This window comes from Ruegeria sp. HKCCD8929 (genome assembly GCF_013031405.1).
Classification (GTDB): Bacteria; Pseudomonadota; Alphaproteobacteria; order Rhodobacterales; family Rhodobacteraceae; genus Ruegeria.
In genome coordinates this window covers 53,491-68,236 of the sequence record NZ_WPZY01000005.1, presented here as the reverse complement: position 1 = coordinate 68,236, position 14,746 = coordinate 53,491, and the positions used below count along the sequence as shown (strand labels likewise).

General features: G+C 65.8%; 17 protein-coding genes. 4 read left to right on the top strand and 13 right to left on the bottom strand.

The window, feature by feature from the left end:
• Positions 1–2: 2 nt before the first annotated feature.
• From glp to GOX53_RS09615, 5 genes are read right to left on the bottom strand one after another with little or no spacing between them, the layout of a single operon-like run.
• Positions 3–2,072 carry a gephyrin-like molybdotransferase Glp gene (gene glp, locus GOX53_RS09635; RefSeq protein WP_371810272.1) on the bottom strand — a complete coding sequence of 690 codons (2,070 nt, stop codon included), beginning with the start codon at positions 2,070–2,072 and terminating at the stop codon, positions 3–5.
• Positions 2,069–2,560, bottom strand: coding sequence for a molybdopterin-guanine dinucleotide biosynthesis protein B (mobB, locus tag GOX53_RS09630; protein WP_171175728.1), 492 nt, complete (start codon positions 2,558–2,560; stop codon positions 2,069–2,071). The genes glp and mobB overlap by 4 nt, the downstream gene beginning before the upstream one ends.
• Complete coding sequence (gene mobA / locus GOX53_RS09625) at positions 2,557–3,192, bottom strand: molybdenum cofactor guanylyltransferase MobA (RefSeq protein ID WP_171175726.1); 636 nt, start codon at positions 3,190–3,192, stop codon at positions 2,557–2,559. The genes mobB and mobA overlap by 4 nt, the downstream gene beginning before the upstream one ends.
• Positions 3,189–3,629: a hypothetical protein gene (locus GOX53_RS09620; RefSeq protein WP_171175725.1), complete on the bottom strand. Its 441-nt coding sequence runs from the start codon at positions 3,627–3,629 to the stop codon at positions 3,189–3,191. Before GOX53_RS09620 ends, mobA begins: the two co-directional genes overlap by 4 nt.
• 50 nt (positions 3,630–3,679) lie before the next feature.
• Positions 3,680–4,567, bottom strand: a complete 888-nt coding sequence (locus tag GOX53_RS09615; RefSeq protein ID WP_171175723.1) for a formate dehydrogenase accessory sulfurtransferase FdhD — start codon at positions 4,565–4,567, stop codon at positions 3,680–3,682.
• 49 nt (positions 4,568–4,616) lie between these two features.
• Between GOX53_RS09615 and GOX53_RS09610 the strand changes: the two genes are divergently transcribed.
• Together GOX53_RS09610 and GOX53_RS09605 are read left to right on the top strand one after the other, a co-directional pair.
• Complete coding sequence (locus tag GOX53_RS09610; RefSeq protein WP_171175720.1) at positions 4,617–5,333, top strand: AzlC family ABC transporter permease; 717 nt, start codon at positions 4,617–4,619, stop codon at positions 5,331–5,333.
• Positions 5,330–5,662, top strand: coding sequence for an AzlD domain-containing protein (locus tag GOX53_RS09605; RefSeq protein ID WP_171175719.1), 333 nt, complete (start codon positions 5,330–5,332; stop codon positions 5,660–5,662). The genes GOX53_RS09610 and GOX53_RS09605 overlap by 4 nt, the downstream gene beginning before the upstream one ends.
• Before the next feature lie 3 nt (positions 5,663–5,665).
• On the opposite strand, the gene GOX53_RS09600 is transcribed toward GOX53_RS09605, so the two are convergent.
• The 7 genes from GOX53_RS09600 to GOX53_RS09570 form a co-directional block, all read right to left on the bottom strand.
• The gene (locus tag GOX53_RS09600; RefSeq protein WP_171175717.1) at positions 5,666–6,277 is read right to left on the bottom strand and encodes a hypothetical protein; all 612 of its coding nucleotides are present in this window, start codon (positions 6,275–6,277) and stop codon (positions 5,666–5,668) included.
• An 18-nt stretch (positions 6,278–6,295) separates the two neighbouring features.
• A complete protein-coding gene (locus GOX53_RS09595; RefSeq protein ID WP_171175714.1) occupies positions 6,296–6,430 on the bottom strand; it encodes an aa3-type cytochrome c oxidase subunit IV in 135 nt (44 codons plus the stop codon).
• 65 nt (positions 6,431–6,495) lie between these two features.
• Positions 6,496–7,050, bottom strand: a complete 555-nt coding sequence (locus tag GOX53_RS09590; RefSeq protein ID WP_171175712.1) for a hypothetical protein — start codon at positions 7,048–7,050, stop codon at positions 6,496–6,498.
• The gene (locus GOX53_RS09585; RefSeq protein WP_171175711.1) at positions 7,037–8,872 is read right to left on the bottom strand and encodes a glycerophosphodiester phosphodiesterase; all 1,836 of its coding nucleotides are present in this window, start codon (positions 8,870–8,872) and stop codon (positions 7,037–7,039) included. The genes GOX53_RS09590 and GOX53_RS09585 overlap by 14 nt, the downstream gene beginning before the upstream one ends.
• A 64-nt stretch (positions 8,873–8,936) precedes the next feature.
• Entirely contained in the window at positions 8,937–9,389 is a 453-nt protein-coding gene (locus GOX53_RS09580) for a DUF6173 family protein (protein ID WP_171175709.1), read from the bottom strand.
• Between the two features lie 3 nt (positions 9,390–9,392).
• On the bottom strand, positions 9,393–10,439 hold the full coding sequence (locus tag GOX53_RS09575; RefSeq protein ID WP_171175708.1) for an MBL fold metallo-hydrolase: 1,047 nt from the start codon (positions 10,437–10,439) through the stop codon (positions 9,393–9,395).
• On the bottom strand, positions 10,439–12,142 hold the full coding sequence (locus GOX53_RS09570) for an acyl-CoA dehydrogenase (protein WP_171175707.1): 1,704 nt from the start codon (positions 12,140–12,142) through the stop codon (positions 10,439–10,441). Before GOX53_RS09570 ends, GOX53_RS09575 begins: the two co-directional genes overlap by 1 nt.
• A gap of 135 nt (positions 12,143–12,277) precedes the next feature.
• Between GOX53_RS09570 and GOX53_RS09565 the strand changes: the two genes are divergently transcribed.
• Positions 12,278–13,228 (top strand): L-threonylcarbamoyladenylate synthase, encoded by a 951-nt coding sequence (locus tag GOX53_RS09565; protein WP_171175706.1) that lies wholly within the window; start codon positions 12,278–12,280, stop codon positions 13,226–13,228.
• On the opposite strand, the gene GOX53_RS09560 is transcribed toward GOX53_RS09565, so the two are convergent.
• Positions 13,229–13,783 (bottom strand): YqgE/AlgH family protein, encoded by a 555-nt coding sequence (locus GOX53_RS09560; protein ID WP_171176198.1) that lies wholly within the window; start codon positions 13,781–13,783, stop codon positions 13,229–13,231.
• Between the two features lie 147 nt (positions 13,784–13,930).
• On the opposite strand from GOX53_RS09560, the gene GOX53_RS09555 reads away from it, so the two are divergent.
• Positions 13,931–14,743, top strand: coding sequence for a protein-disulfide reductase DsbD domain-containing protein (locus GOX53_RS09555; protein ID WP_171175705.1), 813 nt, complete (start codon positions 13,931–13,933; stop codon positions 14,741–14,743).
• Positions 14,744–14,746: the final 3 nt, after the last annotated feature.

The window sequence follows — 14,746 nt, the reverse complement described above, 5'->3', positions numbered from 1 at the left end:
GGTCACAACCCGAAACTTCCGTAAGGGATGAACCGCACCGGGTCGCCGGGGCGGATGTGGCGTTCGCCGTCTTCAATTTCGACCAGCCCCTCGGCCCAACTCAGCCCACTGATCCGGCCCGAGCCTTCGGAGTGAAAGACCTCGGCCCTGCCGTCCCGCACCCGCGCGCGCAGGTATTCGCGGCGGCCCGGTTTCTTGCGTTTCTCGAAGGCGGCGGGGACATCGAAGCCTTGCGGCTCGTGCCAGCCCTCGCCCGCCATCAACCCCATGGCGGGGCGGGCGAAGATCAGCGTGCAGACCATCGCCGCCACCGGGTTGCCGGGCAAGCCAAAGACCGGGGTGCCGTTCCACATGCCCAGCGCCAGAGGCCGTCCGGGTTTCAGCGCGATGCGCCATTCCTGCAGCGCCCCGGCCTCTTGCAGCAGAGCCGAGACATGATCTTCGTCCCCCGCCGAGGCGCCACCGCTGGTCAGGATGACATCCGCCGTGTCTGCCGCCGTATCCAATGCCGCGCGCAGGGCGACGCGGTCATCGGCGATGCGACCCATATCCACGGTGTCGAACCCGAAGCGGTCGGCCATCGCCAGCAGCATCGGACGGTTGGCGTCGAAGATCTGCCCCGGCCCCGCCGCCTGCCCCGGCTCGACCAGTTCATCTCCGGTCGACACCACAGCGACCCGCAGGGGCCGGCGCGCCTGCACCTCGGCCAGCCCGACCGCCGACAACAGCGCGAGATCCGCCGGGGTCACCCGGCGCCCGGCGGTCAGGGCGATCTCTCCGGCCTTCACATCCTCGCCCGCCTTGCGGGCGTTGGCGCCGCGCTTGAGGGGGCCGCGAAAGGCGATGTGGTTGTCTTGTACGGTCACATCCTCTTCCAGAATCACGGTCTCAACCCCCTCGGGCAGGGCCGCGCCAGTCAGTACACGCAGAGCGTTGCCGGGGGGCACGGTGCCGTCGAAGGGGATACCGGCCGCCGCGCGGCCCTCGAGCAGCGGCATCACGTGTTCTCCGTCCGGGATCGCCCCGGCGAACCCATATCCGTCAACGGCGGTATTGGGCTGCGGCGGGTTCGAGCGTTTGGCCACGACATCCTGCGCCAGAACCCGGCCCAGCGCCTGCCCCAACGGCACCGTCTTGACACCGGTCACCGGGCCCAGCCGGTCCCGCAGCAGCGCCAGCGCGTCATCCACCGGGGTCCAGTTCACCCCCGCTGGAAGCGCAAAACAGTCGTTGCGCAGGGGCGGCGGCGCGATATCCGGCCTGTTCTGTTTCACACCCAAGATCCAGCCTTCCTCTGCTGCGCTCACGTCCAGTTGCCGCGCCAGGTCCTCGGGCGGCAAATGCGCCAGATCGAGCGCCACCTGTTCCACCTGCCAGGCATCCTTGATCCGCCCTTCGGGCGCCGCACCCAGCGTCAGCGAGGGCCAGATTTCGACGAAGGCCACCGGTTTGTCCAGTGCCTCATAAGGCCACACCGCCACTTGCCCGGCAAACCGGCGGCACAGGCGGGTCAGGACCGGCAGGCCCATCATCACCTGACTGCCCACGGCTCCCGCCCCGGCCATCTGCCAACACGTGAAGCTGCCTTTGGCCAAATGCTCGACCGCGCGACGGTCCGGAAACGGATTGTGATAGGTGTCTTTGCGGCGCGGCAGCCCCTCGATGTCGCGCTTGAGCCCATTGGCCCAGAACGGGCCGCGCCCGCCGAAACGGCGGTTGATCTCTCCAGCCAGATCGAAGCGGTTGTTGGCCTTGGGCGCATCCTCGATCCGCGCCTCGAACCAGTCCCACAGGGTCAGCGGGTCGTCTGACCCGGTCAGCGCGCGGGCGAAACCGCGCGGGTAGCCGAAGGGAAAATCGAAGCCCAGAAACAGGCGACGGCCCGCGCTTGTCTCGGCCTCGATCAGGTCTGCGAGCCAATTCTCTGCCAGTGCCCGGTTGCGCAGATAGACCGGCTCGACCGCGTTGCCGTCGCGGACGACGCAGGCCCAGATCGCATCCTTGCGCGGGGTTGGACCGGTGTCGTTGCCTCCGGACCAGTCCACCATGGCGAAGGTCCGGAAGGGGGTCACAGGCCGACCTCGGCCAGGATGAAATCGGCGATGCGGCTCGTGTCGTTCAGATCGAACACCGGGCGGTCCAGATCCAGCGGCGTATCGCTTGCCACGGCGCGGATGGTGTCATCCCCCGGGGCGATCAGGTCATTGCCGGGCGCGGCGCGGTAGGCCTCGATCTTGGGGTGGCGTTCGCGCTTGTAGCCCTCGATCAGGACCAGATCGACCGGTGAGAGGCGTTGGAGCAGGTCGGAGAGGGGCGGCTCGGGTGCGCCGCACAACTCTTGCATGTGAGCGACGCGGTATTGCGAGGCCAGCAGCACCTCGGCGGCCCCCGCCTGCCGGTGGCGATAGCTGTCGCGGCCCGGGTGGTCCACGTCGAAGGAGTGGTGCGCGTGCTTGACGGTCGAAACGCTGAAGCCCCGCCCGGTGATCTCGGCCACCAGCCGTTCTATCAGCCCGGTCTTGCCGGCGTTCTTCCAGCCGGTGACACCGTAGACCCTCATGCCTGCTCCAGCAAGGTTTCGGCCCGGGTGAGATCCTCGGGCGTGTTGACGTTGAAGAACGGGTCGAACGGATCGACCGGAAACAGCGTCTCGCGCCCGCCATGCTTGTCGGTCCAGAGAACCACCTTGCGCAGGCCGTCGTTCAGCGCCGCGCGCAGATCGTCGCGCAGGGCAACGGGCCAGAGGCCGAAGGTCGGGTGCCGGTTGACCTTGCCGCCCGATTTCAACTCCGCCCCCGTGCGTGGAGTGGTGGCCAGCACCAGCGGGTGCGTCTGCCCCTCGGCGTCGGCCATCAGGCGCGCCACCAGATCGCGCGGAAAGAACGGGGTATCGGCGGCGGCGGTGACGATGGCATCGGCCCCCTGCTCTGCCGCCCAGTCGAGGCCCGCCAGAACGCCCGCCAGAGGCCCGGCGAAACCTTCGATGGAGTCGGCGATCACCGGCAGGCCGAGACCCGCGAAGCGTTCGGGATCGCCATTGGCATTGAGCGCCAGCCCCGCCACCTGCGGCCCCAGCCGGTCAATGATATGGGCCAGCAGGGTCTGCCCGCCGAGGGTCAGCAACCCCTTGTCGCCGCCGCCCATGCGCGTGGCGAGCCCCCCGGCCAGGATGATGCCGAGTGGTTGGGTCATGACGCCACCTCATTCTCTGAGGGCCATCGTTGAAATTTCTGCAATGGGAACAGGACAAGGAGAGGCATGGCGACCCATAACACCGGATATCTGAGAAGCGCGGACAAAAAGATGAGGCCCGCCACCGGCATCAGGCCAAGGAAGAAATACAGCCGGTACTGCAATGCCGCGCGTTTGGCCGTTTCGGGGACGTCACTGTGTTTTGGCAGCCCCCGGAGCAGGACCCGCTGCAACGTCGTGGACATCTCGTTGTGGCGCCGCGATGCCTCGATCCATCCGATCCGTCGCCAGCTTTTGATATGCCAGAACGTCACCGCCTCTTTCGGAGTCCAGCCCAGCGCATTCAGCTTTGCATCTGGCAGGGCGGCCATGCCGTCGAACAATCGCATCTTGGTTCGCTCGTAGTGCCTGAGCGCCAAAAAAATCAGCGTCGTCATAGCGATAATGATCAGAACGCCGAGAAGCGTGATCCCAAAATGCGCGTATGTCATCCCGCACTCTTCCTGCGATGTTTCTTGTCTTCGACCGGCACAGTCGCCGGGTCCACATCCCGTAGCAGCCGGTCCTCGCCCGACAGGCACACGAAGCGTTGCCCGCGCATGCGGCCGATCAGGGTCAGGCCGACCTCGCGCGCGATCTCGACGCCCCAGGCGGTGAAGCCTGAGCGTGAGGCCAGCACCGGGATACCCATCATCGCGGTCTTGATCACCATCTCGGACGTCAGCCGTCCGGTGGTGTAGAGGATCTTGTCGTCGGCCCCCACGCGCTCGGACAGCATCCAGCCCGCGATCTTGTCCACCGCGTTGTGGCGGCCCACGTCCTCCATGTAGACCAGAGGGCGGTTCTGGTGGCACAGCACCGTGCCGTGGATCGCCCCGGCCTCAAGATAGAGCGACGGGGTGCGGTTGATCTTGGCGGCCAGGTCGTAGAGCCACGAGGTGCGGACCGGGACCTGCGGCAGGCGCACGCCCTCAAGCCCCTCCATCATGTCGCCGAACACGGTGCCCACGGCGCAGCCGCTGGTGCGGGTCTTTTTCTTCAGCTTGTCCTCGTAGGAGGTCTGGGTGGCGGTGCGCACCACGACGGTTTCCAGATCGTCGTCGTAATCGACCCCGGTGATCTTATCATCGTCGCGCAACATGCCCTGATTGCGCAGAAAGCCCAACGCCAGGTATTCGGGATAATCGCCGATGGTCATCGCCGTCACGATCTCCTGCGCGTTGAGAAAGATCGTCAGGGGGCGTTCCTCGACCACCGAAATGTGGCTGGCCGCGCCGTTCTGGTCCACGCCGTCGACCGCGCGGGTCAGGCGGGCGGCGCCGGGATCGGGGGCGATGATGTAGTCCGACAGATCTTCCGCTCTGGCCAATTGCAACCCTTTCCCAAGCCCGTTACTGCTGTCGCGCCTACATTAGGATTTAGCCATGGCATTCACCACATCCAATTCCTACTACTGGAAGGGTTTTCGCGACGGCGCCCCTTTTGTGCTGGTGGCTATCCCCTTCGGCACCCTGTTCGGCGTTTTCGCCACCGAGGCCGGGCTGAACATCGTGCAGACGATGACCTTTACCGCCACCGTGTTTGCCGGGGCCGCTCAGTTCGCCGCGCTGCAACTGCTGCAGGAAGAGACGCCGACCCTGATCGTGCTGGCCTCGGCGCTGGCGGTGAATCTGCGGGTGGCGATGTATTCGGCCTCGTTGACCCCTTATCTGGGTGCGGCACCGCTGTGGCAGCGGGCCTGCGCGGCCTATTTCGTGGTGGATCAGTCCTATGCCTGCTCCATCGCGCGGTTTGAGAAAGAGCCGCAGATGAGCATCGGGCAGCGGATGGCCTATTTCTTCGGCTCGATCTCACCCATCGCGCCGCTCTGGTATCTATGCACCTTTCTGGGGGCTGTTCTGGGCACGCAGATCCCGGAGAGCTGGGCGCTGGATTTCGCGCTGCCGATCACCTTTCTGTCGATGATCGGGCCGATGCTGCGCACGCTGCCGCATGTGGTGGCCGCACTTGTGGCCATCGTTGTGTCGCTGCTGACCGTGGCAGTGCCGTTCAACCTCGGGCTGCTGATCGCGGGCTGCGCGGGCATGATGGCGGGCGCGCAGGCCGAGGTGATGCTGGAGCGCAGGAAGGTGCGGGCATGAGCCAGATCGATCCCACCACCATGTGGACCATCATCGTCGGGCTGGCCGCGGGCAGTTTCGCCCTGCGCTTTGTGTTTCTCGGCTTTGTCGGTGACCGGCCCATGCCGCCCTGGCTGCTGCGGCATCTGCGCTATACGGCGGTGGCGATTCTGCCTGCACTGATCGCGCCGCTGGTGGTCTGGCCCGCCGCCACCGGAGGCGCGCCGGATGCGCCGCGGATGAGCGCGGCGGCCGTGGCGATTGTCGTGGGGCTCTTTACCAAGAACGTGCTTGCGGCGATCTTTTCCGGTGCCGTCACGCTCTATAGTCTGCTTTATCTGCTGGGATAGACCTCAGGTCTGGTTGAGGCGGGCGTTGTTCTCGGCCAGCCCCTTTTGCAGATCGGCATCGTCGTTTTCATAGTATTTCTCGGTCACGACACCAGGAAGGCTGCCGAACTGGTCGGACAGTTTCACCGGCTGGAATACGACGTCGATCTGCTCGAACCCCGGCACCTGCTGCAGCAACCTAGCGGTGTAGTTGGCACAGTACGCGCCTGGCACCGGGCCCATCTGCTTGGCAAGCTGATAGGCGATCTCGGCCTGCTGCGGCGTTACTTCGACGTTTTGTACGATCACGTGGTGTGTCGAGCGCGCGTGCGAGCCGCGATAGGCCTTTTCCACCGCGGGCGTGATGCCGTAGAGCACATCGTCCTTCTCGGGCACCACATCGGCATAAAACGATCCCGCCGGGTCAAAGACGATCCGTTCACGCGCGTTGATCATCAGCGAGGTATGCGCCCCCGACCCGGTGCGGGTGTTGACCATGGTATAGAGGGTTAGCGTCGCCGATCCCGGCGCGCGATAGGCTGCGGCGGCGATGGTGGCGGGATCGGCCTCGGGGCCGCGATCCGTGCACCCTGCAACACCCAGCGCCAGCGCGCAGAAAATCAGAACTCGGAACACTGGACGCACTCGGCCGGATCAGGAGGCGAAAACGGCCAGAAACAGCAGAATGAAGAAAATCACCACAACCGTCCAGGTGGTGAATTTGACGAAGCCGTTGAACGTCTCGTTCTGAACCTTGATGTCCATTTCGCCGTGCTTGTGATCAGCCATGTCTTGTCTTCCTATTCGCGTATGTTGACCGCTGGATAATGGATTCTTGCCGCTCTGTCACCACGTCATTCGCGCGCAGGGACCATCGCGTCGAACGGGGTGCAGCGGGGGTAGCCGAAGCCCCAGCGCCACGGCAGCCCGGTGCAGGGCCCTCCGCCAAAGCGCACCGCCAGATACATCGCCCCGGCGATGGTCTCGTAGGCCGCGCGGACCTGATCCGGCGTGACCTCGTAGCGTTCGGCCAGATCCTCGGCCCGCAATTCTCCTTTTTCCATGACGCAGGCCCGCAACGCCCAGTCCGCGACGATCCGGGCGTCATAGCTTTCGTCGGCGCTCGCGGCGCCTGCGGCCTCATGATAGGCGCGGTCATGGATGACACAGCATTCCTCCCACGGGGGGCTGGCCTCATGCGCCGCCGCAAATTCGGGGAAAGTGTCCGACACCAGGCGCCAGGTGGTGGACAAGCCGCCGGAGCAGCCGTCGCTTTCGAACTTCGACAGCCCGGCCTTGTCGCGCAATGCCATGAGCGCGTTGTGCGCCGGAAGTTCCATGGTCTTGGCCAGGTCCTGTGCCATGATCGGTCCGGCCACAAGGATCAGGGTAACGCTAAGGGCTCTCATCGCGTCGCGCCTCTCGGTCGAAATCCATTCCAAATTCCTCGGCCAGCCACAGCAGCAGCCGTTCGGCAGGGCCGAGATCGGCGCGGTAGGCCAGCACCTGCCGGGCCAGCGCCGGTTCGTCCGTGATCAGCCCGTCGACCCCCATCGAGGCCATCTTGGACATCTGCAGCGGGTCGTTAACGGTCCACACATAAAGATCCTTGCCCGCCTCATCCACCGAGCGGATCAGCGCCGGCCTCGCCGTTGCGGTACTGACCGCGATGAAATCCCCGTCGAGCCGGGCCAGATCACCGACCGCCGTGGCCGCGAGCACGCCGCTGCGCCAGCCGGGACGCAGTTTGCGCATTTTCTGCACGGCGGGGTATTTCAGCGACATGGTGGCGATCTGGTCCTGCATCTGCAGCGCCTCGACAACCTCGATCACGCGGTTTTCCAGATCGACATCGTGGCCGTAATACTTGAGTTCGATGATCACCCGCGCCTTGCCGCGCGCCGCCGCCAGCACGTCGCGCAGGGTCGGGGTGCGTTCATCGGCAAAGGCCGGGTCGTACCAGCTGCCGATGTCGATATCGTCCAGATCGGCCATAGTGGCGTCCCAGATCTTCAGGTCCACCCCGGCGAGTTTCATGTAGTCGCTGTCATGCATCACGACGACGACGCCATCCGCCGTTTCCTGCACGTCGATCTCGACCCAGTCGGCGCCGTCCTCGATGGCCTTGAGGACCGCGGCCATGGTGTTCTCGGGCCGCGCCGCCGCGGCGCCCCGGTGACCGATCACCGCCACGTCGTCCGGCGCCTGCACCCGTTCCAGCAGACGGTTGCCGAACCAGACGCCTGCCAGAACCGCCGCAGCCGAGACCACCAGCAGCCCGATCAGGCGCGGGCGCAGGCTGCTGCGTGAAACAGGTGGCGGTGTGGCCTTGGTTTCGAAAAACCCGTCCAGCAGCACCGCCAGTGCGCCCAGCGCTATGGCCGACAGGACCAGATCGGCCAGTGACCAGAGCAGCAGAACCGCAAGGCTGAGAGCAAGGATCAGGCGCAGGCTGGCGCCCTCGCCGGACGGCACCAGACCCAGAGCCACCCCAGCCACCGCCCCGATCACGGCGGCAATCGCCAGACGCAGCACCAGCCACAGGGCCAGCTCGATCTTGAGCCGCCCGCGCTTGCCCTGCATCCGCCTGGCGCTTTCATCGAAGGCCGCGCGCGGCGGCGTGCGCTCGAAGATTACCAGATGCAGTGCCAGCGCCCAGGCCGACAGGCGCCGGATCAGGACCCAGGCCATAATCAGCGCCAGCAGGCCGATCAGCGCCACGGCGACCAGAAAGGCGGGCGGGTGGAAGGTCAGGTAGTAGTTGATGTCATATTCGGTGAGCGTCCACCATGCGATCAGGGCGGCAAGGGCGGCAAACGGCGCGATCAGCAGCAGAACCCGCAGCACGAAGCGGGCGGCAAAGCGCAACAGGTCCGGCAGGCGGCCCAGAACCAGTGCCACGGCGGCGCGGCCGGTGCGCCACGGATCGCCCCCGCCCAGCCGCAGGTATGCGGCCATGACGGCAAAGCCCAGAACCTCGGCCACCAGAAGCAGGCTGAGCACCGCCAGCGTGGCCAGAAACCCGACCGGCGACAGGATGAACATGGCAATGTCCTGATCCGTCAGCGCCGCCTGATCCGACAGCGACACCGCCAGATTGACCGCCGCCGCCATCCCCGGAGCGATCACCGCCAGCGCCAGCAGACGCAGCGCCATATAAAGCGGCACAAACACGCGCCGACGGACCCAGGCCCCGGCATAGGCGCTTGTCACGGTTGAGAAATGCGGCACGGGCGGGCTCCTGAACGACGCGTGTATTCAACGTGCCGGGAACCCAAAATGCAAGCAAAGGTTGTTATTGCTGCTCCAGATCCGCCGCCAGCCGGAACCCAATGCGATTGGCCGGTTTGTCCTCGGTCGGTTTCGGCAGGGCGCGCAGCATCACGTTGAGCTGGCTAACATGCTGCACAAGCTGGGTCTTGGCCCCGCCGCCGTCCGAGCCGTAGAAAGTGACGATGTCGGGGTCGAAAAACCCCATCCCCTCGATCCGCAGCACCCCGGCGTCGCCGCCGGTGAAACCCATGGCAACCTCCTGGCTGCCGTCGAGCTGTTCCTCGAAATTCTTGATGTAGAGGATCAGGCGTTCATAGGCCCATTGTGCCGGGCTCTTGGCCGCGACCGGTTTTTGCAGCGGTTCAGGCACTTGCGCCGGTTTGGCCTCACCCTCGGGGCCGCAATGGACCTCATGACACCGCGGCAGCGCCGCCGCCTCTGCCGCTTCGGCGGATGTTTCGATCTTGTCGTCCATCTGTCACCCTTTGCGCTGGTACACCCAAGCCCCGTCCGCACGGCGCGTCCGGGTCACGGACCCAATGTGGTAGAGATGGTTCAGATGCGCAACCGCCTCGACCAGCGCGAGGCCGTATTCGCCCTCGCCGATCGAGCGTTTGAAGAGCGGCGCAAAGCAGTCCGAGGCCGGTTTGGGCGTGTCCAGATGATCCAGCAGCCGCGCCAGCGCGCCGTGGTGATTGTCGATCAGTTGCCGCATCCGGATCGGCAGGCCGGTAAAGGGCAGCTTGTGTCCGCCCAGTGTCAGATGTTCGGGCCGGGCCAGCGGTGCGAGACGCTCGCAGGCCTCAAGCCATTCGGCCACCGGATCGGCCATCGGCTCGGTCGCGTAGACACCGATATTGGGGCTGATCGAGCTGAGGATCTGGTCGCCGGTGATCACCAGATCGTCGTCGCGGCTCCAGAAGGTGGCGTGTTCCGGCGCGTGGCCGCTGCCCATGTGCACGTCCCAGTCGCGCCCGCCCATGCGGAACACATCGTCCTGTTTGATCCGGGTAAAGCCCAGCGGCATCGGATAGACCATGTCGGCGAAGTTGAAGGGGCGCTCGGCCATCCGCTTGGTCAGAACCTCCGCCGCCATGCCCGCGCTGCGGTAATAGTCCAGCGTTTCCTCGGGCCAGGTCTCCTGCACATCCAGCGTCAGCATCCGCGCAAACAGCCAGGCGGTGCGGGTGGTGACCAGTTCGGCGCCATGCTCGGACTGGAACCAGCCCGCATTGCCGATGTGATCGGGGTGGTGATGGGTCGCAACCACGCGACGCACGGGCTTGCCTGCCAACGGACCGGTCATGAGCTGGTCCCAGATCCGCCGGGTCTTGTTCGAGGAAAACCCGGTGTCGATCACCGTCCAGCCGTCGCCGTCATCCAGCGCGTAGACGTTGACATGATCCAGCTTCATCGGCAGCGGCAGGCGCATCCACAGCACGCCCTCGGCGACTTCGATGGCTTCTCCCGCTGCCGGAGGTTCTTCCCACGGGTACCGCATAGCGAGGGATTGCACCCCGTCCATCAGGCCGCCAGCTCGTCGGCGCTGAGCGCAAAGAGGTCACCTGCCCCGTTCTGCGCCTGCGCCAGTTGGCCGGCATGTTCGGGCAGCAGCGCGTTGATGTAGAACCGGGCCAGTTTAGCGCGAGGACCGTCCGGATCGGCCAGCGCGGCGGCCAGATGATAGTGGCCGCCCAGCACCCGGGCAAAGGCGCGCAGATACGGCAGCGCCCCGGCGAAGCGGTCGGTCATGTCGCCCTGCGCCACCAACCATTCGGTGGTTTCGCGCAGCGTCTCGGTGGCCTGCCAGACCGGCTCGGCAAGTTCAGGCACGCTGGCGCGGGCACTTTCGGCGTGGGTCTCGATCTCGTCCAGCAGGCGCGCGGCGGCCTCGCCGCCATCCATCATCTTGCGGGCCACGAGGTCCATGGCCTGAATGCCGTTGGTGCCCTCGTAGATCGCGGTCACCCTTGCGTCGCGGAAATACTGCGCCGCGCCGGTTTCCTCGATGAAGCCCATGCCGCCATGCACCTGCACCCCGGTGTCTGCCACGCGGATACCAGTTTCGGTGCCAAACGCCTTGGCGATCGGGGTTAGCAGCGCCGCCCGTGCGGCCCATTCCGGATCGCCGGTGGCGGTGCCCATGTCGATGGCCGCCGCGTTGGCCAGCAGGATCGCGCGCGCGGCAAAGACATCCGCCTTCATCTCCATCAGCATCCGGCGCACATCGGCGTGGTCGATGATGGTGCCCGAGGACGTCTTGCCCTGCTTGCGCTCCAGCGCATAGGCCAGCGCGTGCTGATAGGCGCCTTCGGCCGAGCCGACGCCCTGCCCGCCCACGCCGAGGCGCGCGTTGTTCATCATGGTGAACATGGCCGCCATACCGCCATGCTCGGCGCCGACACGCCAGCCCTTGGCGCCGTCATACTGCATCACACAGGTGGGCGAGCCGTGCAGGCCCATCTTGTGTTCCAGCGATACCACCTTGAGGTCATTGGCCACGCCCGGATTGCCATCGTCATCCGGGATGAACTTGGGCACCAGGAACAGCGAGATCCCCTTGGTCCCCGGCACCCCGTCGGGCAGGCGCGCCAGTACCAGATGGCAGACATTGCCGCAGAAATCGTTGTCGCCCCAGGAGATGAAGATCTTTTGCCCGGTAACGGCATAGGTGCCGTCGCCGTTGGGTTCCGCCTTGGAGCTGAGCGCGCCAACATCCGAGCCGGCCTGCGGCTCGGTCAGGTTCATGGTCCCGGCCCATTCGCCCGAGATCAGCTTGGGCAGATAAAGGTCCTTCAGCGCATCGCTGGCGTGATGCTCCAGCGCCTCGATCTGGCCCTGGCTCATCAGCGGGGCGAGTTGCAGCGACAGGCAGGCCGCGCTCATCATCTCGTTGACGGCGGTGGTGACGGTCATCGGCAGGCCCATGCCGCCATGTTCGGGATCGGCGCTGATGCCGATCCAGCCGCCCTCGGCAATCGCCTTCCAGCCATCGGCATAACCGGGCGAGGTGCGCAGCACGCCGTTTTCCAGCCGCGCTGGCTCCAGATCGCCGGGGCGCTGCAGGGGCGCCATCACCTCTTCGCACATCTTGCCCGCTTCGGTCAGGATGGCACTGACCACATCGGCGTCGGCGTCGGCAAAACGCTCGGACGCGGCGACCTGGTCGAAGCCGACCACATGGCGGAACAGGAATTCATAATCGGAGACGGGCGCGCGATATGGCATGGTTTCCCTCGGGGCTGTCTGACCGGCTGCGCGGACGGGCTTGGAATCCGCCGCCCGCACCGGTATTTGTCGGGGCTTGGACGATTACCTATCCATCCCAGTCATACAAGCAACCAAAACGCCGCGTCACCGGAAATGCAGCCCAACGCCACCCTTTATCTGACCGCAGATGACGCGGGCCTGAGCCGCGCCGCCGATCTGCTGCGCGCGGGCAAGCTGGTCGCGTTTCCGACCGAGACGGTCTACGGGCTGGGCGGCGATGCCTGCAATGGCGAGGCGGTGGCGGCGATCTATGCGGCCAAGGGGCGGCCCAGCTTCAACCCGCTGATCGCGCATGTCGCCTCGGTCCAGGCGGCGCAACGGCATGTGGAATGGAGCGATCAGGCAGAGCGGCTGGCAGCGGCCTTCTGGCCCGGTCCGCTAACGCTGGTTCTGCCGCTGAAACCGGATCACGGGATTTCCTCGCTGGTGACGGCGGGGCTGGACACGCTGGCGGTGCGGGTTCCGGCGCACCCGGCGGCGCAGGCTCTGCTGAGCGCCTTCGACGGCCCGGTCGCGGCGCCCTCGGCCAATCCGTCGGGCCGGATCAGCCCGACCACGGCGGATCACGTGCGCGCGGGGCTCGATGGCCGCATCGGCGCGGTTGTCGATGACGGCCCCTGTGGCGTGGGTCTGGAATCCACCATCATCGGGCTGGCCGGAGAGCCCGCGCTGCTGCGCCCCGGTGGGCTGGCCGCCGAGGAGGTCGAGGCGGTGCTGGGACAAAAACTGCTGCACTATCAGGAAGGCGATGCGCTGACCGCGCCCGGGCAGCTTTTGTCGCATTACGCGCCGGACGCTTCGGTGCGCCTGAACGCGGGCGCGCCACAGGGGGATGAGGTGCTGCTGGGCTTTGGCGACATGGTGTGCGATCTGAACCTGTCGCCCAAGGGGCACCTGCCCGAAGCTGCCGCTAACTTCTTTGCTGCGCTGCATGAACTGGATGAAACCGGGCGCCCGATTGCCGTCGCCCCGATTCCCGATCACGGGCTGGGTGCCGCGATCAACGACCGCCTGCGCCGCGCCGCCGCCCCGCGGGGCAGCTGATCAGGCGTGCCCGGCGCTGGCCGACAGCGTCAACGGATCGACGCCAAGCGTGGCCAGGGCGGCCTCCCACTTTTCATCGTCGGGCTTGTCGAACACCAGATCCAGCGAGGCATCGGTGGTCAGCCATCCGTTCATGCCGATCTCATCCTCGAGCTGGCCCGGCCCCCAGCCGGAATATCCCAGCATCAGCATGGACTTCTCCGGCCCCCGCCCGGCGGCGATGTCTTCCAGAATATCCAGCGTCGCGGTCATCCGGAAACCGGGCTTGACCGGCATCGAATGCAGATTGGCCTCGTAATCCTCGCTGTGCAGGACAAAGCCGCGCGCGGTTTCGACCGGCCCGCCGAAACGGACCAGGCGCTCTCCAACCACGGGAACCTCGCACGGGATGTTGAGCTGTGTCAGCAGAGCCTTGATACGCAGATCGGCGGGCTTGTTCACGATCAGCCCCATTGCCCCGTCCTCGCCGTGGCTGCACAGGTAGATCACCGTATGGTCAAACCGCGGATCCCCCATGCCTGGCATTGCGATCAGCAGTTTTCCGGTCAGATCCATCATCGGCCAACTCTTATTACTTCTCATCTGACAATGAACCCGCAAGCCCGGCCTTTGCAATAGAGCATCCGGAATTTTCCCGCAGGTTTCACATTGCTGACCCGAACGTGACTTGGCATTTGGCGAAATGACGCGCATGTATTTCATATGCGAACGCTTTTTACGAAAATCCCGGCCACTCTGGCCCTGTGCGCAACCCTTGCCGCCCCGGCCTATGCGGGCGGTCTCGACGATGTTGTCCGGCTTGACGTCCTTGATGGCGGGGTGACGGAAAAGGGCACGTATCTGGGCGCTATCCGGCTGACTCTGGCGGACGGGTGGAAGACCTACTGGCGCGCGCCGGGCGAGGCCGGGATACCGCCGAGCTTCGACTGGCGCGGATCGCGCAACGTGGGCGAGGTCTCGATCACCTGGCCGGCACCGGAAGTGTTCGACCAGAACGGGTTGCGCTCGATCGGCTATGAGGATCAGCTGGTCCTGCCAGTCGAGATCACTCCGGCCAAGCCCGGCCAGCCGGTGCGGCTGAAGGGCGAGATGGATTTCGGGGTGTGCAAGGAGGTGTGCATACCCGGCAATCTGAGCTTTAACCACAGGCTCGATTCGGGTGCGGGACGTCACCCGGCAATCGCGGCGGCGCTGGCGCAGCGGCCCTATTCGGCGCGCGAGGCGGGGGTGAAATCCGCCAGTTGCCGGCTGAAACCGACGCAGCATGGATTGCAGATCGAGGCGCATATCGCGATGCCATCCGCAGGCGGCAGCGAAGTGGCCGTGATCGAGCCCGGGAACCCCGCGCTCTGGGCCGCGGAAACCCAGACCCGGCGGCAGGGCAACACGCTGATTGCCAGCTCCGAGGTGATCAGCAACTCGGGTGCTGCATTTGCGCTGGACCGGTCCGAGGTCCGCATCACCGTTCTCGGCGCCAGACACGCGGTTGATATTCAAGGCTGCACGCCGGGCTGAGTG

What these genes read in the sequence shown, in the direction of transcription:
- mobB (WP_171175728.1), bottom strand. Translation starts at nt 2,560, where the DNA reads ATGAGGGTCTACGGTGTCACCGGCTGGAAGAACGCCGGCAAGACCGGG.
- mobA (WP_171175726.1), bottom strand. Translation starts at nt 3,192, where the DNA reads ATGACCCAACCACTCGGCATCATCCTGGCCGGGGGGCTCGCCACGCGC.
- GOX53_RS09620 (WP_171175725.1), bottom strand. Translation starts at nt 3,629, where the DNA reads ATGACGACGCTGATTTTTTTGGCGCTCAGGCACTACGAGCGAACCAAG.
- GOX53_RS09610 (WP_171175720.1), top strand. Translation starts at nt 4,617, where the DNA reads ATGGCATTCACCACATCCAATTCCTACTACTGGAAGGGTTTTCGCGAC.
- GOX53_RS09605 (WP_171175719.1), top strand. Translation starts at nt 5,330, where the DNA reads ATGAGCCAGATCGATCCCACCACCATGTGGACCATCATCGTCGGGCTG.
- GOX53_RS09595 (WP_171175714.1), bottom strand. Translation starts at nt 6,430, where the DNA reads ATGGCTGATCACAAGCACGGCGAAATGGACATCAAGGTTCAGAACGAG.
- GOX53_RS09590 (WP_171175712.1), bottom strand. Translation starts at nt 7,050, where the DNA reads ATGAGAGCCCTTAGCGTTACCCTGATCCTTGTGGCCGGACCGATCATG.
- GOX53_RS09580 (WP_171175709.1), bottom strand. Translation starts at nt 9,389, where the DNA reads ATGGACGACAAGATCGAAACATCCGCCGAAGCGGCAGAGGCGGCGGCG.
- GOX53_RS09575 (WP_171175708.1), bottom strand. Translation starts at nt 10,439, where the DNA reads ATGGACGGGGTGCAATCCCTCGCTATGCGGTACCCGTGGGAAGAACCT.
- GOX53_RS09570 (WP_171175707.1), bottom strand. Translation starts at nt 12,142, where the DNA reads ATGCCATATCGCGCGCCCGTCTCCGATTATGAATTCCTGTTCCGCCAT.
- GOX53_RS09565 (WP_171175706.1), top strand. Translation starts at nt 12,278, where the DNA reads ATGCAGCCCAACGCCACCCTTTATCTGACCGCAGATGACGCGGGCCTG.
- GOX53_RS09560 (WP_171176198.1), bottom strand. Translation starts at nt 13,783, where the DNA reads ATGGATCTGACCGGAAAACTGCTGATCGCAATGCCAGGCATGGGGGAT.
- GOX53_RS09555 (WP_171175705.1), top strand. Translation starts at nt 13,931, where the DNA reads ATGCGAACGCTTTTTACGAAAATCCCGGCCACTCTGGCCCTGTGCGCA.